9 protein-coding genes and 1 pseudogene are annotated in these 17,779 nt (G+C 68.0%); 1 reads left to right on the forward strand and 9 read right to left on the reverse strand.

Features of this window, described 5'->3' with window-relative positions; genetic code table 11:
* Positions 1-67: 67 nt before the first annotated feature.
* The gene (locus WMF26_RS31165; RefSeq protein ID WP_437995655.1) at positions 68-3,946 is read right to left on the reverse strand and encodes a protein kinase domain-containing protein; all 3,879 of its coding nucleotides are present in this window, start codon (positions 3,944-3,946) and stop codon (positions 68-70) included.
* A gap of 168 nt (positions 3,947-4,114) precedes the next feature.
* Positions 4,115-5,674 (reverse strand): annotated as a pseudogene (locus tag WMF26_RS31170) (serine/threonine-protein kinase PknK); the annotation flags it as partial.
* Between the two features lie 112 nt (positions 5,675-5,786).
* Here WMF26_RS31170 and WMF26_RS31175 point away from each other — a divergent pair.
* A complete protein-coding gene (locus tag WMF26_RS31175) occupies positions 5,787-7,481 on the forward strand; it encodes a recombinase family protein (protein ID WP_437995656.1) in 1,695 nt (564 codons plus the stop codon).
* A gap of 365 nt (positions 7,482-7,846) precedes the next feature.
* Here the strand turns inward: WMF26_RS31175 and WMF26_RS31180 are convergent, their stop codons facing one another.
* The 7 genes from WMF26_RS31180 to WMF26_RS31210 all read right to left on the reverse strand — a co-directional run bounded on the left by WMF26_RS31180 (position 7,847) and on the right by WMF26_RS31210 (position 17,774).
* Complete coding sequence (locus WMF26_RS31180) at positions 7,847-9,559, reverse strand: cupin-like domain-containing protein (RefSeq protein WP_437995657.1); 1,713 nt, start codon at positions 9,557-9,559, stop codon at positions 7,847-7,849.
* Positions 9,552-10,745: a radical SAM protein gene (locus tag WMF26_RS31185; RefSeq protein ID WP_437995658.1), complete on the reverse strand. Its 1,194-nt coding sequence runs from the start codon at positions 10,743-10,745 to the stop codon at positions 9,552-9,554. The genes WMF26_RS31180 and WMF26_RS31185 overlap by 8 nt, the downstream gene beginning before the upstream one ends.
* Positions 10,745-13,474, reverse strand: a complete 2,730-nt coding sequence (locus tag WMF26_RS31190) for a hypothetical protein (protein WP_437995659.1) — start codon at positions 13,472-13,474, stop codon at positions 10,745-10,747. Before WMF26_RS31190 ends, WMF26_RS31185 begins: the two co-directional genes overlap by 1 nt.
* 136 nt (positions 13,475-13,610) lie before the next feature.
* On the reverse strand, positions 13,611-14,186 hold the full coding sequence (locus WMF26_RS31195) for a hypothetical protein (RefSeq protein ID WP_437995660.1): 576 nt from the start codon (positions 14,184-14,186) through the stop codon (positions 13,611-13,613).
* Between the two features lie 645 nt (positions 14,187-14,831).
* Entirely contained in the window at positions 14,832-15,746 is a 915-nt protein-coding gene (locus WMF26_RS31200) for a YkgJ family cysteine cluster protein (RefSeq protein ID WP_437995661.1), read from the reverse strand.
* Between the two features lie 626 nt (positions 15,747-16,372).
* The gene (locus WMF26_RS31205) at positions 16,373-16,654 is read right to left on the reverse strand and encodes a hypothetical protein (RefSeq protein ID WP_437995662.1); all 282 of its coding nucleotides are present in this window, start codon (positions 16,652-16,654) and stop codon (positions 16,373-16,375) included.
* A 208-nt stretch (positions 16,655-16,862) separates the two neighbouring features.
* Positions 16,863-17,774: a restriction endonuclease gene (locus WMF26_RS31210; protein ID WP_437995663.1), complete on the reverse strand. Its 912-nt coding sequence runs from the start codon at positions 17,772-17,774 to the stop codon at positions 16,863-16,865.
* Between the last annotated feature and the right edge of the window lie 5 nt (positions 17,775-17,779).

Consider the following 17,779-nt stretch of genomic DNA (forward strand, 5'->3'; position numbering starts at 1 on the left):
GAAGCGCGCAGCCGCCTGCGCCGGCGAGCGCACGGAGGGGTCGACCCGTGAGCCCTTACGCGCCCGCTCAGCCGCCGAGCCACTGCCGCGCGAGCTCGAGCGTGCGGGCGTTGTCCGGAACGTCGCGGAGGAACCGCTCCCGCCAGGTCGGGTCGCTGAGCTTCTCGGCGCGCGCGAGCAGCGCGTCCCTGGCCGACGCGATGGCGGCGCTCGCCTCGGCGTGCCGGCCGCTCGCGGCGAGCGCCTCGGCGTACGTCAGGCGGACGAGCGGCTCGCCCTCTTCCAGGGTGCCGAACTCCGAGAGCAGCGCGCTCGCCTCGGCGGCAGCCCGCATCGCCTCGTCCGTACGCCCGAGACCAAGGAGCGCGCGCGCCAGCACAGCGATGGCCTGCACGCCGAGCGTCGGGGCGCTCTCCAGGAGCGCGATGGCGGAGCGCGCCTCGCGCTCGGCCGCCTCGAGGTCCCCCAGGCCGAGGACGATGTTCGCGAGGTAGCAGCGAGCGAAGAGCTCGGTGCGCACCATGCCCGCTCCCTGGCTCGACACGACCGCCGCCTCGGCGAGCGCCCGCCCGTCGGCGAGTCGACCACGGCACGCCAGGACACGGGCGAGATTCGACTCCGCCGAGATCTTCAGCTCCTGCAGCTGCAGCCGGTCGGACTCCTCCAGCACTTCGCGCAATGTCGATTCAGCCGCTTCGAAGTCGCCGAGCTCTGCATAGACGGATCCGAGGTTTCCGCGTTCACCACAGGCATTGCGTCGATCCCCGGCCATCTCGAACGCGAGTATCGCGGCTCTCATGCGGTCCACGCCGGCGCCCAGATCGCCGGTGCAGATCGCATGGTAGGACCGCGCCAAGTGAAGCCGCGTGGCGACCACCTCGAGGCCTCCTGCCTCGACGCCCGCCAGCGCGCGCTCGACAGCCTCGACCAGCGCACCGCCCGCCGCGTAACGTCCGTTGAGCAGCAGCGCGATCGCACACTCGGCAAGGCAGATGAGCTTGACGGCCGTGTCGTCGCCCCGAGCGGCGGTATCCGCCGCGATCGCCGTCCAGCGCTCGACCTCATCAGGCCGGCCCAGCTTGGACGAGGCCAGCACGACCTGGGTGATGGCCGAGAACCACGCGGCCGAGCCGCGCTCCACCAGGCCCGCCGCCTCGCTCCCCCGCTCCGCGGCGAGCGCGAGATCGCCTCGCCACACATGGGCCTCCGCCTGGATCTGGCGGAATCTGCCGGCGATCTCCCCGGCCGCGCCGCAGCCGATGCCGCGGTCGACCCGCGCGATCGCCGCGTCGAGATCGGCGCCGCGCAGCGCCTCCTCGGCCGCGCGCAGGTACGCCTCCGCCGCCCGCGCCGGCGCCCCGCCGATCTCGAAGTGCTCGGCCAGCACCATCGCGTCCGCGCCGCCGGCCCGGGCCAGCCAGTCGCCCGCGAGGCCGTGGCCGACGCGGCGGTCGCGCTCCGTGAGCATGCCGTACGCCGCGTCGCGCACCAGCGCGTGCCGGAACTGGTACTCCACCTCGCCCGCGATCCGCGCCTCGGGCCGCCGCACCAGCAGCTCGCGCCGCGAGAGCTCCGCGAGCGGCTGCTCGACCTGCGCCCCGCCCACCAGCGCCGCCATCGCCCCTTTCCACGACGTCTCGCCGAACACGCTCGCCGCGCGCAGCACCCGCCGCTCCTCGACATCCAGCGCCTCCAGCCGCGCCTGCACCATCGCGAGCACCGTCTCCGGCATGCCCTCGCCACGGCCCTCGGCCACCGCCCGGATCTGCTCCTCCAGCACGAACGCGTTGCCCTCGGCCCGCGCCAGCAGCTCGTCCACCTGCGCCTCGCTCACGCCGTCGCCGAGCACCTCGCGCACGAGCCGCTCGCTCGCGCGACGCGGCAGCGGCGAGAGGCGCAGCTGCAGCCCGATCCGATGCCGCCAGAGCTCGGGGAACAGCTCGTCCACCTCGGGGCGCGCCAGCGCCAGCACCAGCAGCGGCAGGTCCCTCGCGTGCTGCAGCGCCGCGTCGATCAGCCGCACCGTCGGCAGGTCGCCCCAGTGCAAGTCCTCCAGCACCAGCAGCACCGGCTGCCGCTGGCACTCGGCCTTCACGAAATCCTCGAACGCCTCGCGGATGCGGTCGCCCATCAGCACCGGGTTCTGGCGCGCCGCCTGCAGCTGCACGTCCCCCTCGTCGGGGAACGGCGCCCCCACCAGCTCGCCGAGGAACGCCGCGACGCGCAGGCCCCTCGCCCTGAGCGTGTCGAGCTGCCCCACCCGGTCGAGCACCTTGCTCCGCCGCACCTCCAGCGCCTCGCCGTCGAGGATGCCCATGGCGCGGCGGAGCGCCTGGGCGACGAGGCCGAAGGCCGAGCCGGCCGCCATCGGGTCGGCCCTGCCGATCCAGATCGCGGCGCCGTCGCGCTGCTCCCTGAGCGTGCGGAGGAACTCCCAGGCGAGGCGCGACTTGCCGAGGCCAGGCGCGCCCACCACCACCACCGCGTTCGCGGAGGGCTCGTCCACGCAATGGCGCCACTCGGTCGCGAGCTGCGAGAGCTCGCGCTCGCGCCCCACGCAGGGCGTCGGCTTGCCGAGGAGCCGCGGGATGGTGTCCGGCTCCTCCTTCGGGCCGCGAAGCCAGCACCCGCCGGGCCCCCGCACCGTCTCGAAGCGGCTCGCGAGCAGGCTGGCGGTCGCGTCGTCGAGCCGGATCTCCCCGGGCGGAGGGCCATCGCGCCCGGCGATGAGCTGCGCGACCCGATCGATCAGCTCGCCGACCGGCAGCTTGCCCTCGACCTCGGTCAACCCGGTCGCGACGGACATGGGCACGGCGCCGAGCACCTTCCGGAGCGCGAGCGCGCAGTGGACCGCCCGCGCGGCGAGATCCGTGGGCGACTCGGCGCCGGACAGCGCGACGAGCCCCCAGCGCGCTTGCAGCCGATCGAGGCGCCCGCCGTGCCGCGCCGCGATGTCCCGCAGCGCCTCGGCCTGCGCGGCGCCGTCGTCCTCCGAGAGCGTGGCGTCGGCCTCGGCGCCGCCGTCCTCGGCGAGGATGACGCACATCACCTTGCGCTCGGCCGTCGTGATCGCCTCGCCCGGCGCGGCCGGCGCCTCGGCCGCGCTCGCCCCCATCGAGAGCCCCTCGCCGGCCACGGCCGCGAGCTCCGCGGCGGCGGCGGCGCCGTCGCGCGGCCGCTCCCCCGCGTTCTTCGCCAGCATCCGCGCCACCAGGCGCTCGAGCGGCTCCGGGATACCGTCGCGGAGCTCCCCGAGCCGCGGCGGCTCTTCCAGGACGACCCGTATCAGGAGCGCGAGCGCGCTGTTGCCGAGGAACGGCGGGCGCCCCGCGAGGCACTGGAACAGCACGCAGCCGAGCGCGAACACGTCGGCGCGGGCGTCGACCGGCGCGTCGCCGCGCACCTGCTCGGGCGCCATGTACCCGGGCGTGCCGAGCACGGCCCCGGGCGACGTGAGGATCGGCGCGAGCCGGAGGTGGCGCGCGATGCCGAAGTCGAGCAGCGTGACGCGCTCGACCGCGCCGCCCACGAGCATCAGGTTGCTCGGCTTGAGGTCGCGGTGAACGACGCCGAGCCGGTGGATGGCGCCGAGCGTCGTGGCCACGCGCGCGGCCAGCGCCACGCTCTCGGCGAGCGTGAGCGGCGCCCCGGCGAGCCGCTCCTCCAGGGTCACGCCGTCGAGCCACTCCATGGCCAGGTACGGCTGCCCTGCGCCGGTCACCCCGTGCGCGACGTACTGCACAACGCCCGGCAGCCGCAGCGTCACGAGCGCCTCCGCCTCCCGCGCAAACCGGCGCAGGTCGTTAACGCTCGCGCCCTGCAAGACCTTGAGCGCGACCGCCTGCTCGGACACCCGGTCGCGCGCGCGGTAGACGTCCCCCATCCCGCCGGAGGCGGCGAGCTGCTCGATCTCGAAACGATCCTCTATCACGTCCGCTGAACGCATCGCCGTTCTCATGTACTTCGAGGGAGCCCCCGCAGGTGCTCTCCCAGGGCGATACCTCAGGTTCTCCGCGCAGGCACGAAGCCACCCGAGGACGACGAGGCCAGGAGCTCGACGTCACCAGCGCGGGCGAGCCTACGGAGAGGTCGATCCATGGGCCCTACGTGCTGCTCAACCGCCGAGCCACTGCCGCGCGAGCTCCAGCGTGCGGGCGTTGTCCGGAACGTCGCGGAGGAAGCGCTCCCGCCAGGTCGGGTCGCTGAGCTTGTCGGCGCGCGCGAGCAGCGCGGCCCTGGCCGAGGCGATCGCGGCGTTCGCCTCGTGCTGCCTGCCGCTCGCGGCGAGCGCCTCGGCAACCGTCAGCCGGACCAGCGACTCGCCCTCTTCGAGGGTGCCGAACGACTCCAGCATGGAGCTCGCCTCGGCGGCTGTCCTGACGGCCTCGTCGACGCGCCCGAGCCCCAGCAGCGCGCGCGCGAGGACCGCGTACGCCTGGACGCCGAGCGTCGGAGCGCTCTGCGAGCGCGCCACCGAGGCGCGCGCCTCGTCCTCGGCGGCCTCGAGGTCGCCGAGGGCGACGCAGATCTTGGCGAGATAGCAGCGAGCAAACAGCTCCGTACGGACCGCGCCCGCTTGCCGGCTCGCCGAAGCAGCCGCCTCGGCGAACGCCCGACCCTCGGCCAGCTGACCGCGACACGCGAGGACCTGCGCGAGGTTGGCCCCCGAGGAGAGCTTCAGCTCATGCAAATGCATCCGATCGGCCTCCTGGTGAGCCTCGCGAAGCATCGACTCCGCCCTCTCGAAGTCGCCGAGCTCGGTGTAGGCGACGCCCAGGTTGCCGCGTGCGCCGTACGCATTGCGGAGATCACCGGCCTGCTCGTAGGCACGGCTCGCGGCGTCCATCCCGTCCGCGCCGGCGACCAGATCGCCCGTGCAGATGGCATAACAAGAGCGCGCCTCATGGAGCTGCGCGGTCGCCGCCACGTCTCGTACATGGGTGTCCACGAAAGCGCGCTCGACGGCCTCGATGAGCGCGCGCCCTTCCGCGTAGCGGCCGACCACGGTCAGCATGGTCGCGCCGTTGGCAAGGCAGACGAGCTTCGCGCTCTGCGCATCGGTCGCGGGGACAGCGCTCGCCGCCAGGGTCGTCCAGCCCTCGAGCTCGTCGAGCTGGCCCAGCTTGGACGTCGCGATGACCACCTGCTTGATGGCCGAGAACCATACGGTCGAGCCGCGCTCGATCCGCTCGATCGCTTCCGTGCCTCGCTCCACGGCCAGGAAGAGATCGCCGCGCCACACATGGGCTTCTGCCTGGACCCGGCGGAGCCTGCCGGCGGTGTCCCCGGCCGCCCCGCAGCCGATGCCGCGGTCGGCCCGCGCGATCGCCGCGACGAGATCGCCGCCCCGGAGCGCCTCCTCAGCCGCGCGCAGGTACGCCTCCGCCGCCCGCGCCGGCGCGCCGCCGATCTCGAAGTGCTCGGCCTGCGCCATCGCGTCCCCGCCACCGGCCCGGTCCAGCCAGTCGCCCGCGAGGCCGTGCCCGACGCGCCGGTCGCGCTCCGTGAGCATGCCGTAGGCGGCCTCCCGCACGAGGGCGTGCCGGAACTCGTACTCGACCTCGCCCGCGATGCGCGCCTCGTCTCGCCGCCGGATGAGCTCCCGGCGGGAGAGCTCGGCGAGCCGCCGCGCCACCGGGGCGCCGCCCACGAGGGCCCGAACTCCGCCCTCCCAGAGCTGCGGAGCTTTTAGTAGACGCAGGAGAGGCAGAAATTCCGGCCGAAAAGGGCGATTTGCTCAGCCTGGCCGGCCGGAGTAGGATCATCCTTTAGCGCAGGTGAAACAAATGAAAGACGCAACCCCCAACACCGCGATCCGTCGAACGCTCGGCTACCCGCGCGTCTCGACGAGGGAGCAGGAGATCGCCGGCGTCTCCCTGGAGGCCCAGGCCGAGAAGATCGGCAACTACTGCCGGCTCCACGCGCTGCCGGAGCCGATCTTGTTTCCGGAAGTCGAGAGCGGCGGCGAGGAGAACGAAGCGAACAGGAAGAAGGTCGCCGCTCTCCTGGCCGACGTCCGCCGCGGCGACATGGTGATCGTGACGGACATCGACCGCTTCGGCCGCGACGTGGTCTTCATCGTGAAGAACGTGCGGCAGATCATGCGCAAGGGCGCCGTGTTCGTCGCCATTGACAAGGGCTTCGATTCGCGCTCGCCGATGGCAGAGGACACGCTGGCCAACTGGGCGGTCGGCGCGGAACAGGAGCGGCGTCGGATCAAGGAGCGGACCGAAGGCGGGCGCAAGCACCTGCGTGTCCAGGGGTACTTCGTCGAGGGGCAGCCGCCCTTCGGCTATGAACGCCAGCCGAAGCCCAAAGGAACGAAGACGCCGCTGCCGCTCCGCGTGGTTCCGGAGCACGCCGCGGTGGTGCGCCGCATGTTTGCGCTCTCGCTCGAAGGCTGCAGCGTGCTCGAGATCGCGAGGCGGCTTCGCCAGGAGTATGGCAACATAAAAGCCTTCGGGCGCGCCTGGGTGCTGGTAGCGCTGCGCAACCGCGTCTATACGGGCCGCATTGCGAAGACCGCCGTGCGGCCGCAGGCCACACGCGGCGCGGTGCAGCTTCCGGCTGAATGGATCCCCGCGCACGAGGCGATCGTCGACGACGAGACCTTCAACAACGTCCAGCTTGCACTGAGAGACCGGCGCCGCGGGAGAAAGCCACAAGCCGAGTCTGCGACCGCCAACCACTTGCTGCGAGGCATCTGCCGCTGCGCGGAATGCGGCGGCAGCGTCGCCGCAATTCCGGTACCCCGCAGCAGCCGGCACAAGGTCGGCTACTACGTCTGCCGCGGCCATGTTGAGCAGAAAGAGAAGGGCGTGCGGTGCAAGTCCTCCGCATGGCTTCGCCAGCCAGAAACGGACGCCGCTGTGGGAGAGCAATTCCTGGCGTTTGCTCGCTCGCTACTCACCTCGCTCACCAGGCCGCCGCGCCAGATCGAGAAGCCAGATTTCGCCGCCCAGCGGCGGGAGATCAAGATCGCGCGACAGCGCGTCGTGGAATTTGTCGCGAAGGGGCTCTTCACGGTCGAGGACGTGAAGGTAGAACTGAATCGTCTCGATGACGCGCTTGCAGCAATCGAGGCGAAGGAAGCCGAGTTCAAAGACACGGCGGGCAACGACACCGTCGAGACTCGGAAGCACGCGCATGCCTATGTCCAGCAGATAGCCGACGAGTGGAGCATCTTGCATGTAGACATCCAGCGAGCGCTGATCCGCGCGTTCTCCTCGAAAGTCGAGGCGACGAAGGACAAGCAGATCAGGATCACTTGGCGCGACCCATCGCAAATATCGGCGACGCATGGTGCGCAGGAGTTGCCAGCGCTGCGCCCTGCGCCGGCCGTCGCTGCGCTCCCCGCCCCCTCGCCCGTCGCCTTGCCGTCCCCGATCGTCGCTGCGCTACCCGCACCGTCAATGTCTGCGCGTGACTACCTCGGCTCTCCGGAACGTGCCCCCGCCTCGGTCGAACGTTCCCGGGGCTGACCGCTCCGCGTCAACCCCCTGCAGGGGCGCGTTAGCATGTACTCGGTAAGCTCATGGCGGAGCCGAAGGGCCGAGTCGCGGGACTGACCGCCCCGCGTCAACCCCTGCAGGGGCGCGTTAGCATGTACGCGGTGAGCTCGTGGCGGAGCCGAAGGGCCGAGGGGAACGAGCGGCCGCCGAGGTCGCTGGCGCGGCTTCCCGCGGTGTAGGCCGACCACGTCGCCGAAGCGCACGGTGCTTGCCTGGCCTGTCCGGCGCAACAGCAAACCTATACCGGGCTCTCCGAGGCGCACGCCGCCCCAGCCGTCAACACCCACACCCCCAGGAGCTTGTGCGTCGTCGCTATATTCACCTTCATCATGCGATCATCGGCTTGCGGTCTGGAGGACCCCAAGCTCGATGGCGCGACGCAATGCCGAGCCGATCTCCGCCAGGACAGGGTGGTCCGCGCCCGCGATGCAGCGTGCGACTTCATCTGCGTTGCTGGCGTTCACGAAGTTCTCGGTCAGGGCGAGACTCGGTCTTTCGTTGCGTACCTGGTGCCACCAACCCGTGGGCGTGTAGAGGACGTCCCCCGGCAGTTGCACACAGTCGTGGACGATCACGCCGGCGCGCGTCAGCCGGCGTCTCACGGTGGGGTCGAACAGGTCGGGTTGACCGTCCAAGAGCCGCGCGTCGCTGTCCGGTGGACAGAAGGCCCAGCGCTTCTCTCCCCAGAGGAGCGCGTTCCACGCACTGGTGAGCAGGATGTCGACGTGCAGTGCAGTCCCCGTCCCGGCTCCCCCTAAATAGAGCGATCGCAGGCCGGGACGCTCCTCCGGCGCGAGCAGGTGGTGCCAGCTGCGCAGCGCCGGAGGAACCGAGTAGTCGTCGAGCATCTCTGGATGCAGGCGCTCGAAGGCGAAGTCAATCAAGTACCACGCGGAGAGGGCACCGCCGCTCATCACCGACGACAGGAAATCGCCAAACCGCGCGGTGCGATAGGGACCGTTGTATCCGCGGGTGAGGCGGACGTCGACCGGCCCGAAGCGGCCTCGCAGAAATTCCGGCGTCCAGCGGTGAAGGGCGGGCCACGCCTCGCTCATCCCCCGCAGGTACACGGGCTCGCTCGGAAGGCAATCGAGCGCCGCGAGTTCGACCTGTCTCACCGCGCGGGCTGCGTCCACTCGCTCCAGCGCGCCGGCGTGCTCCAGCCCGCGCTGGAACGATCGGGACAGCCGTATCAGACGCGTCGGCGGCGCCGTATATGGGAAGACCACGCCTCGTGCGGCTTCGCTCGGCATCCGCTCGGCCAGTCGCTTCACCTCGCGCTTCTCGCCCGTCGCATCGGTGTCGTGGACCAACTTGAACACGGGCGTGAGCACCTCTGCGATCCCGTGGAGCGCAGACCATTGCATAGGCCAGCCCAGGACGTCGAGGAGCGGCCCCTCGGATATGAGTCGAGCACCGAGTGTGCGGCTCGTCTCGCAGTCGAAACTACACGGGACGTGTGGAATCGCAGCGACTCCCAGTCGGCGCAAGAGGAGGTTCAGTTCGGGCGCGAACGTCGAAGCCGGCGGTGCCCCGAGGACAGGAGACCAGATAGGGTCTTTGAAATCCGTCACCAGCAGGGTGCGGAGGCAACACGCCGGCCAGCCGAGGAGCGGCAGCAGGCCGCCGACGTCATCGCGCGCCCACGCTCCTGAGATTTTGTCGACGTCAGCACCAGGGCCGAGCGCCACATGCAATCGGTCATCGGGGAGTGCGGGGATCAGCGCACGCGCGATGCCCGTGGGCGCATCGGGCCCGAGCACGGTGGCACGAAGCCCCGCACCCAGTTGCGCGAGCAATCTCGGGACCTTGAACGGAGGGAGCCGCACGATCGCTGCGGGAACGGTTCCTCGGAGCACGCCGGCAGCCGCTCGCTCGTCGGTCTCCTGGCGGGCACGCTCAAGCGCCGGCGACCAGACGTGCTCAGCCTGCGGAGAGGCCCAGCTGAGCCGGAGAAAAGAGGGCAGGGCGAACGGGAGCCGGGTCGTGACACGCGTTAACGGACTGGCGCCCGGTCCGGCCCCGGGCAGGCGCGCGCGATCACTCACGCGACCACTCCTCGACGGATCCGCCGAGTTCGAGCCCGTAGCTTCTCCGCAGCTCCGAGAGCGTGGGATTCGTGCCCGCGGCCCACGCTTCGATCAGCCGTCGCTCGATCGCCTCGCGCTCAGGATGAAGCGACACCGGCGTCCGGCCCTCGGCGACCAGGTCGGCCTCGGCCCGGCTGAACAGCGCTTTCCACACCTCGCAGTTCTCAGATCTGTTCCGCCAGTCGCCGTCGATGCCGGTCCCAGGACATTGCCCCTTGCAGCCCAGGAAAAACCGGCATCCCTGGCACCCTCCGAACGCCTGCGGCGTGTGGTAGAGCGCGAGATAACGCTCGTAGCCGGCGCGCTCGGGCCGCAGGAAGTTCACGCCCTCCTTGTCGGTCAGCCCGCACTTGTGCCGCTCGCCCCGGCTCCCTACCCCGAGCACGGCGTCGGTCGACAGCGGATCGCACCCTCGCCACACGCACGCCACGTCCTCATCCTGCATCATCAGCATCAGCCGCTTGTCGTGATTGCAGTCGAGGCGAAGCGTCGTGAGCTCGCGGCCGAGCGCCGCCATGCGCTCGAAGGCGGCGATGTTTTCGGCGATCGAGAGGGCGTAATGCTCGCGGAGCTCTGCATTGTCGATCTCCAGGATATGGATCCGGGCGTACTTCACGCCCAGCGCCTGCATCTCCAAGAGCCACGCACACAGCTCCTCGAGCCGCTCTGCGATGCCATTGCACCGAGTGATCTGGAGCATCAGCGCCGGCGGGCGCCCGGCCTCGCATAGGCGTCGGATCGAGGCAAGCGTCGCCACGGTCGCCGTTCGGGTGCGCTCAAGCGAGCCCGCCCAGCGCGCGTCGTTAAGCCGACCGGGGCCGTCGATGCTGATCCCGACGCGCACGTCGTAGCGGGCGAATATTTCGATGTGGCGCTCGGTGATCAAGACCCCGTTCGTCTGGATCCCGTTGGTCTGATACTCCGCGGCGCCCCAGCGAAAGAGCTCCTCGAGCTCCGCTATCGGCAGGAGCAGCGGCTCGCCGCCGAAGAGGTGAAAAGGTTCGCCTACCTCTCGGATGGTCGCTTTGATCGCCTCAATGTCGGCGCGCTCCGCCTGCCAGCCCGCGTCGCGCAATACGTTCTGGTAGCAGTACTGGCACGCGATGTTGCATTGCACGCCGACCGGTCGGACCTCGACTCCCATCAGAAAACCTTCAAGTGCCTCACCTTAATAAACGGCAGCTTCACGCCGGATCCCAAGGAGAGGCCGGGGAACGTCATTTTCAGCGCGGCATCGACCATGTTTTTTGGGAATCCGATGCCGGTCAGGATCTTACCGACCTCGGCGACCTCCTTGCCCAGCTGCTTGAGCACCTTACCGATGACCTCGGGGGGTTGGCCGAGCGCCTTCAACGCCTTCCCGATTTGCTCGGCGCTCTCGCCGATGTCCGAGAGGATCTGCGCGATTCTTTCCGGCGTCTCTCCCAGCCGTTTCAGCGCCTGCGCGGTCTGCTCGACGGTCTCGTTCAGCACGCGCCGGAGGGCGCGTGCCACCTCGGCCGAGTTCTTGTTGAAGTGCTTGCTGAGCACCTTCGCCACGTCCTCGACGCCGTCGATGAGCTTCTTCGCTACCGCCGCGAGCCACCTATCGGCGTCGCCGAACACATCATCGAAAATCGCGAGCAAGTTCGCACGGATAGCACGGATCACGGCCTCAGGAATCCGCTCGATCGACGCGACGTCGACAGCGAACTCCGGCACGGAGATTTGGATGCCTAAGAACGTGAAGCGCGCTGATACATTTGCGGTCAGCGCGGCACCTTCGGCGATGCTGAGGTCGACGATCGCTTCGATGCCGGTGTCGACGCGGATCGTGCCGAGATTGGGGCCTCCATCGAACAGTCGTATCGGGCCGAAGCTTTCGCGGATACCGAATCGGGCAACGCCATTGGCCTTGAGCCTGCCGTTGCCGAGGGTGGCGCGCAGGCTCGCGTGGACCGCGCCTACCTTCTGATCGAGCTTGAAGGTAAAGCCGTGGGTGCCGAGGACGGCGTCGACCTCCTGCGCGAGGCCGAGGCACTCGACCCGTGCCGACATGCGAGCGACCGGATCGGAGCCGGTATCTATCCTCAGGACGGGGGTCGCGTTGCTGCCGGCTCCCGTGACCCGGAGGACCGGATCGAGGCGGATCGGTCGATCGAGCGAGCCCTCGGCGATGACCCGCGTGCGGCTGACGTGCACGTTCGCCCTGAGCGCGAGACCGAGCATCAGCAGCGTTCCGGAGAGCGACAGCCCGAAGGGGTAGCTGCGCTCGCCGACCGTCGTGCCCGCCGGGTGGACCACGAGGTAGGTGTCGAAGTCTCGGATCCTCGGCTGCACGAAGTCGGGCAGCGGGTTCACCTGAATCAGGTCCTCGAGCACGCCGCCGAGCGGCATCTCCCCCTCGAGCTTGCCTGCGATGAGCGTAGGCGCCTGGCCCACGAACTTGGCCGCCACGCTCATCGCGCGCCCCTGGACTGCGATCTTTCCAAACACCCCATAGGCGAGGTCGGGACCGCTGATCTGAAAGCCCAGCTCCTCGATCACAAGCGGCAGGCCGAGCGGCAGCTTCCACGGCTCCGCGGCTGTGAAGAAGAGCGACGCCCCCGCCGCCGTCAGGCTCGCGCCGAGCACGAAGCGCGGCAGCTGCTGCCCGAACAGGTCGATCTTCACCTCACCGGCGGCGGTCACGAGAAGTGGATCGGGGGACAGCACGACCCGAAAGGTCTCGATTGTCACGCATTCGGGGATCAGATTCACCCGCTTCGCGATCGAAGCAGTCAGGCGGACCTCGGACCCGTCGGGCCCGAGCGGCATTTGCAGAGGTAGCCGATCCGTTCCCAGGATCGCAGCGATGAGCTCGAGCCCGAGCCCGTTGAGGACGAGCTCCCCGCGCAGGACGCCGCCCACCTGTACGGACACCGTGGTCCACTCGCCCGAGCTGTCGACATAAGGAAACGCGCTCGAACGGACGGTGGATACCGTCAGCGCGGGATCGTCGAGACGCAGGAGCTCCCTAGCTTTGTCGAGCGGCGTGAGCGCTGCGCTTAGATCGGCAAACCGGAAATCGCGGGGAGGGTGCAGCCCGAGCACCAGACCCCACGATCCCGAGCTCCGCGCGATGACCGCGCGGGCGGGACCGAGTTTCGACGCGTCGACGGCAGCAGACAAACGAACCTCGTCGCCGCGAACGTACAGCCGCGCACCGCGGAGCGGCGCTTGGAGCAGCGAGAGCGGCGGCAGTGGAGGAAGCGGCAAGGACAACGCCTCTGCGAGCCGGCGCAGGTCCATGTCCGGGAGTTCGGCCGAGACCTGAAGCTTGTCGTCGAGCGTGACGCTCGCCGGAACCGTCACCCCGAGAAGGCTGAGCTCGCCGTCGAGCCGGACCGGTGTAGGCCCCCCCACGACGAACGCTGCGCGGGCGAGCGAGAGCGTGGCTCGCGCCACCCCGAGGTCGAAGCGCGCGGAGCCCGATAGCGAGAGCGTGACCTGAAGGCCGCCCGTGGGGAGCGTTCGCCAGCTGACCCCTCGGGCGGTCAGCTCCTTGAGTGCGCCGATGACTGCGTAGTCCAGCCCGTCAACGAGCGCTGCGAGGAGCCGATCGAGGATCGCTGGGCTATCGAGATCGAGCTCTACGTCCATGCTGACCGAGCCACTCTGCTCCCGGAACGTGAGCGTGGTCCGCGCGCGACCGAGCAGCTCGATGGTGCCGCTGCCCGCCACGACGAGGCTTGGACCGGTTCGGTCGATCGTGGCTTGAAGGAGCTTCAGGCCAGCTGTGGGCCACAAACGGTCGGGCAACTCGGGCAGCTCGAGCTTCTCGAGCACGACCTCCACCGCGCCGCGCTGGAGCATGTCGCGAAAGCGCTGTTCGAGCTCATCGAGTCTCAGCATGTCGGGTCCTCGGATCGTGATTCCAGTAGCTCATGCGCATAAGCGAGCACCGGCAACGCGTGACCTGCTTTCACTCGACCTAACGGAACGCCTGGCGCCTCTCCTCCCGGCAGGCGGGCTGTCGGGCGGATCGTAATCAGGCGCGCACGCTCCAATGGATGTGGTTGCGATGGTCGGCCAGCGTCGCGTCGTCGTACTTGTGAGGCTTGCCGCCTCTGAAGTTGAATTTGTTACGGTTGCTCTCGCCCACCAAGGCCGCATCGAAGATGAGCTCGTCGATGTGCAGCCGGTCCACTTCCGCCTGTGTGGCCACCAGCGGCAAGAGGTCGCGCGCGATCTCCTCGTTACCTACGTCGACCGCGCGGGCCTCCCCGTGATGCTTCTTGTCGTTCCGGATGAGGCTCGCGATCCGGATCTTCTTCCCCGGCACCTTCCCGCACAGCGCGACGACCAGCGTCCGGACGCGCGCGTGCACCGGCCTCGCCGGTGGAATCCCGAGCAACTCGCCGCGGAGGAGATCTCCGTTCGGAGGATCGAAGAGCAGTCGCCCTGCCGCGATCAACGCGTTCAGCTCATCCACGTCGGACATGATCGAGGAGACTACAGGCAGGCGTGAGGTAGGTACAATTAAAAAAACGGCCTGTGCGCGGCGGCGGCTCGCCCCCGCGACGGCATGGCCTGCGTCCTCGGCACCGGCGCCCTCCATCCACATGACGCCCGCCCCCGTCGCGGGCGACGGACACGCCGACGAGAGGCTCTGGCGCTACCGGCCGACCTGAATCGGGCACGGCGGCTCCGCCTGGGCCACGGACGTGATCAGCAGCCTGCAGGCGGGTTGGCCGCCCGAACGGCTGGACGAGCTGCTGCCCGACGCGTGGGCGCGAGCGTCGCTTGCGCCTCCGGCCGCTGGCTGTCGGTTATCCTCGCGTCCCGCGTCGGATCGATTAGGACCGCGGCCACGTGATCGCCGACGTTCACCGTTCATTGCCGGTCCACACGCCGATCTGGGCCGCGCGCGTCTGCCCGGACCACGGGTAGGCGCCGCCCCGCGCCCAGCATCGTCGACCCCGGCGAGAGCCGCAAGGGGTCGCCCCCATGGCGATGGCCCGGGCGCTTACTGTGGAGCGGCCGCGGGCTCAAGGTGGACGCCAGCGAGCGCGTGCTCGCGCTGGCGTCGTACATGGCGCCGGAGACAACATCCAGCTGCCGGACGCGATCGACGTGCGCATCACCGGCCCGTCGGCACTGGTGCTCGCCTTCTGGTTGACGAACAGCCGGCACCACTGAACGGCCACCGCTCGGCTGCCTCCTTCCACTGAACCGCGACGACACTGAACCGAGATGAGCGCCACGCGATCTACTTCTTCTTCCGTGCGCGGCGCTCTCGTTTCAATTGGTTGGGTGTCTTCTCCATGCGCAACGGTGCAGGTGGGGCAAGTTCAGGAGGTAACGGTCTGCCTTCTGCCGCAGCAAGGGCACGGAAGAGCTCCATCGGATCAGTAGAATGTGCCAGCTCTGGGGGTAGATCCACCCCATAAGTTCTTGAGAGATCGCGGAACGCCGCCTCACGATCTTCTCGATCGATCCGTCGATCGGCTGCATCAAACAAGCGCTCGCCCTTGGCCCAGCGTTCAGCTGCGTTAGGTTGTTCCAGGGCGACTCTCAAGGCGCTGACAAGCTCGAAGCTGCGAGCGTCGATGCCTGCGGCGACTAAGCCTCGCTGTTGCCCCATGGTCACCGCCGAGAAAATGGCCTGTTGCGCAGCGTCGGCCGGGATGTCACGAGCCAGATCTGGGTTTTGGCATGACCACTCGCATGCCGAAGCATCGTAAGAGTTATGCCCGGCGCAGCGAAGTGGTCGGACCTCGTAGACGGAGCACGAACCGGATTGATCCAGTAGCGGACATGGCAGTTGCTGCCTTGCCCGATCGTCCACATGGAGATCGCGTGTTTGCTCGGCGAGCTGAGCAATTTGCTCGCGAAACTGACTGAACATTTCAACGGACAACGTCGAGCGCTTGTGCTCGGCAATGACAAGGGCTTCTTGTATCGATACGTCTACCTTCACTCCACGACAGCACCAAGAACACGTTTCTTTGCAGACGGGTAGACGTCGTCGGGACGTGCCTGCCTGGTCCTTCTTAAGGAGCTCTGTTCCCGTTCGGAGCCCGTGCTGCGCAAGCTTGGGGCCGGTGCTTGCGTCACGGCCTTTGCGAAGTTCCTGCCGCACAAACGACTCTTCATCAAGAATAATCTGGAGCGGGCTGAGCATTTGCTAGTCCTTGTTGCGTCGACCACATACCACATGCAGAGGTGGAGGTCAGGCGGGAGAAGCACCGCAACGCCGGGCTCGGCGTGGTACCTGGTACCGGCCTCACCGCCCAACCATCGGAAGTCAGTGTCCAGCGCGCGATGGCTCGCGCTGCAAGTGATTGCTCGGGCAAGTGACTGCTCGGGAAGGAGACGCCGGCGGGAGTGGCCCCTCGCCGTCGACACCGGTCAGCGCAGCCGGATCCTGACCGGGCCGAGACGCGAGCGGCCCGAATTCCAGGCGGTCCTCGGCACGCCCATGCCGCCGCTGGCTGGCGCCGCGGCCTGCCTTGCCGAGGGCGAGCTGCCGGCCCTCCCTCGCGGCCCGTTGGCGCGCCTACGCTGCAGGTCCATCCCTTCATTTCCGCACGGCAAGTATATCAGCTCTGGTTTCGGTTGTCCCGCCAAACATGGACCTGGACAACAACGGCCGATCAGGCACGAACAAAGGCGTTGAAATCGACGGCTTTCGATTGTGAGCGTACCGCGTGCCTATGCTCCGCCAAAGGAATTGGGGCTGTACCGCAGGTGAGTGCGCGTAGCGCATCCACGCGTCGGTCACCAGCTTATTGCTGGGCCGCAATTCGTCTATCCCGACTTCTCTTTTGGATCCAACTCGACATAGACAGCTTCGTCTGGATTCTCTGAAACCACAACACGCATATCAAGCTCTATCTCGTGACCTTTAGGACACCGATAGATCCTCACGACGATGCCATCGCGTGGCTCCTGGCGAACCTCTTCGTATTCTTCGCGGTTGTGGTGTGAATCGCAGCCGGAACAGGAAAACGTCATTACCTGCTCGTCGCCCAAATCCTCGAACGGCCCTACGCCCTTCGTGGTCCGGTCACTTCCACCATGATCTGTCATATAAATCCTCTCGGGTTCAGCGCCAAGTAGCTAACGAGGCCGCGGCGGCGCGCGCCAGTTTCAAGAACACCTCGGATTTCATCCTTTACCATACTCCAACGATCCATCTAGACTCCGCGATGGGTGTGCATCCTAAATCTCTCGTATGACCACTTACCATTCGGGCCGAGACGCACTCCACAGGGAGGCGCGCATTCGTCGCAATCAATCACCAAGGTTTAAAGAAGACGTTGCCGGTTTCTGCGGCTTCCCGCAACTTTCTTCTCAGAAGATCGTCGAGCGCCCATAGGCCTTGAAAAATGTACGCCAGTTCGACTCCGTCCATCAGGATCAGCAGCCGCCTCCCTTGGGCAGCCCGATGAACGGCTTCCGCCGTGAACCCACTCATGGAGATGAACAGGCCGAGCGTGCTGTCGAGTTTGTCTTCGATTTTTGCTCGAAAATTGCGAATCTGATCAGGGTGAATTGGCCCGCTAGTCCATTTGGCTTCGACGAGCACGTAGGTGCCGTCGATGACCAAGCTCCCATCGGTCTGTTCGCCAGGGGAAGAAAAGGAGCTGCGTGGATCCAGATCGTAGAGGACAAACAGATCGCGTAGCAGGGGCTCGAAATCTCGGCCTCGTTGGTTGTGATCGGTCTGGGAGGAGAGGGTCAAAAAGCGGTTCGCGAGCGTTTTAATCGCCTCCTTCCGTCGGCTTGCCTGCTCGGACGCTCTGGCCGCCTCGTCCCGCTTGTCGGCTCGTGCGCGCTCTGCGCGTTCCGTTACGGTCTTAAGGCCGAGCAAGTCCCTCAAGAACTTGACCGCCGCCTTCGCCTCTTTCACCTTGCGCGGGCCGTCTTCGAGGTTCTTCAACTGAGGAAAGTCATCCTGCTCGACCAGCCCATCAACGATCGACTGCAGAAGTGGTGTGCCGGTGGCGGGGTCGGCTGCATATCGATCAATGATCGCTCTAGCCGTATGGTACTTGGCGGGTCCCGTCGAACTCCAGTCATACTCGGCAAGGACACTTGCGGGGACGCCAGCGCGATGCAGGAAGGACCGCAGATTATTCTTGTACCAATAACTCTTGACGAGCGCTTCGTGCGTTGCATCCAGGAGGTTCGGGGCGAACTTCTTCATGGTAC

It is taken from the genome of Sorangium sp. So ce185 (assembly GCF_051526825.1).
GTDB lineage: Bacteria > Myxococcota_A > Polyangia > Polyangiales > Polyangiaceae > Sorangium > Sorangium cellulosum_D.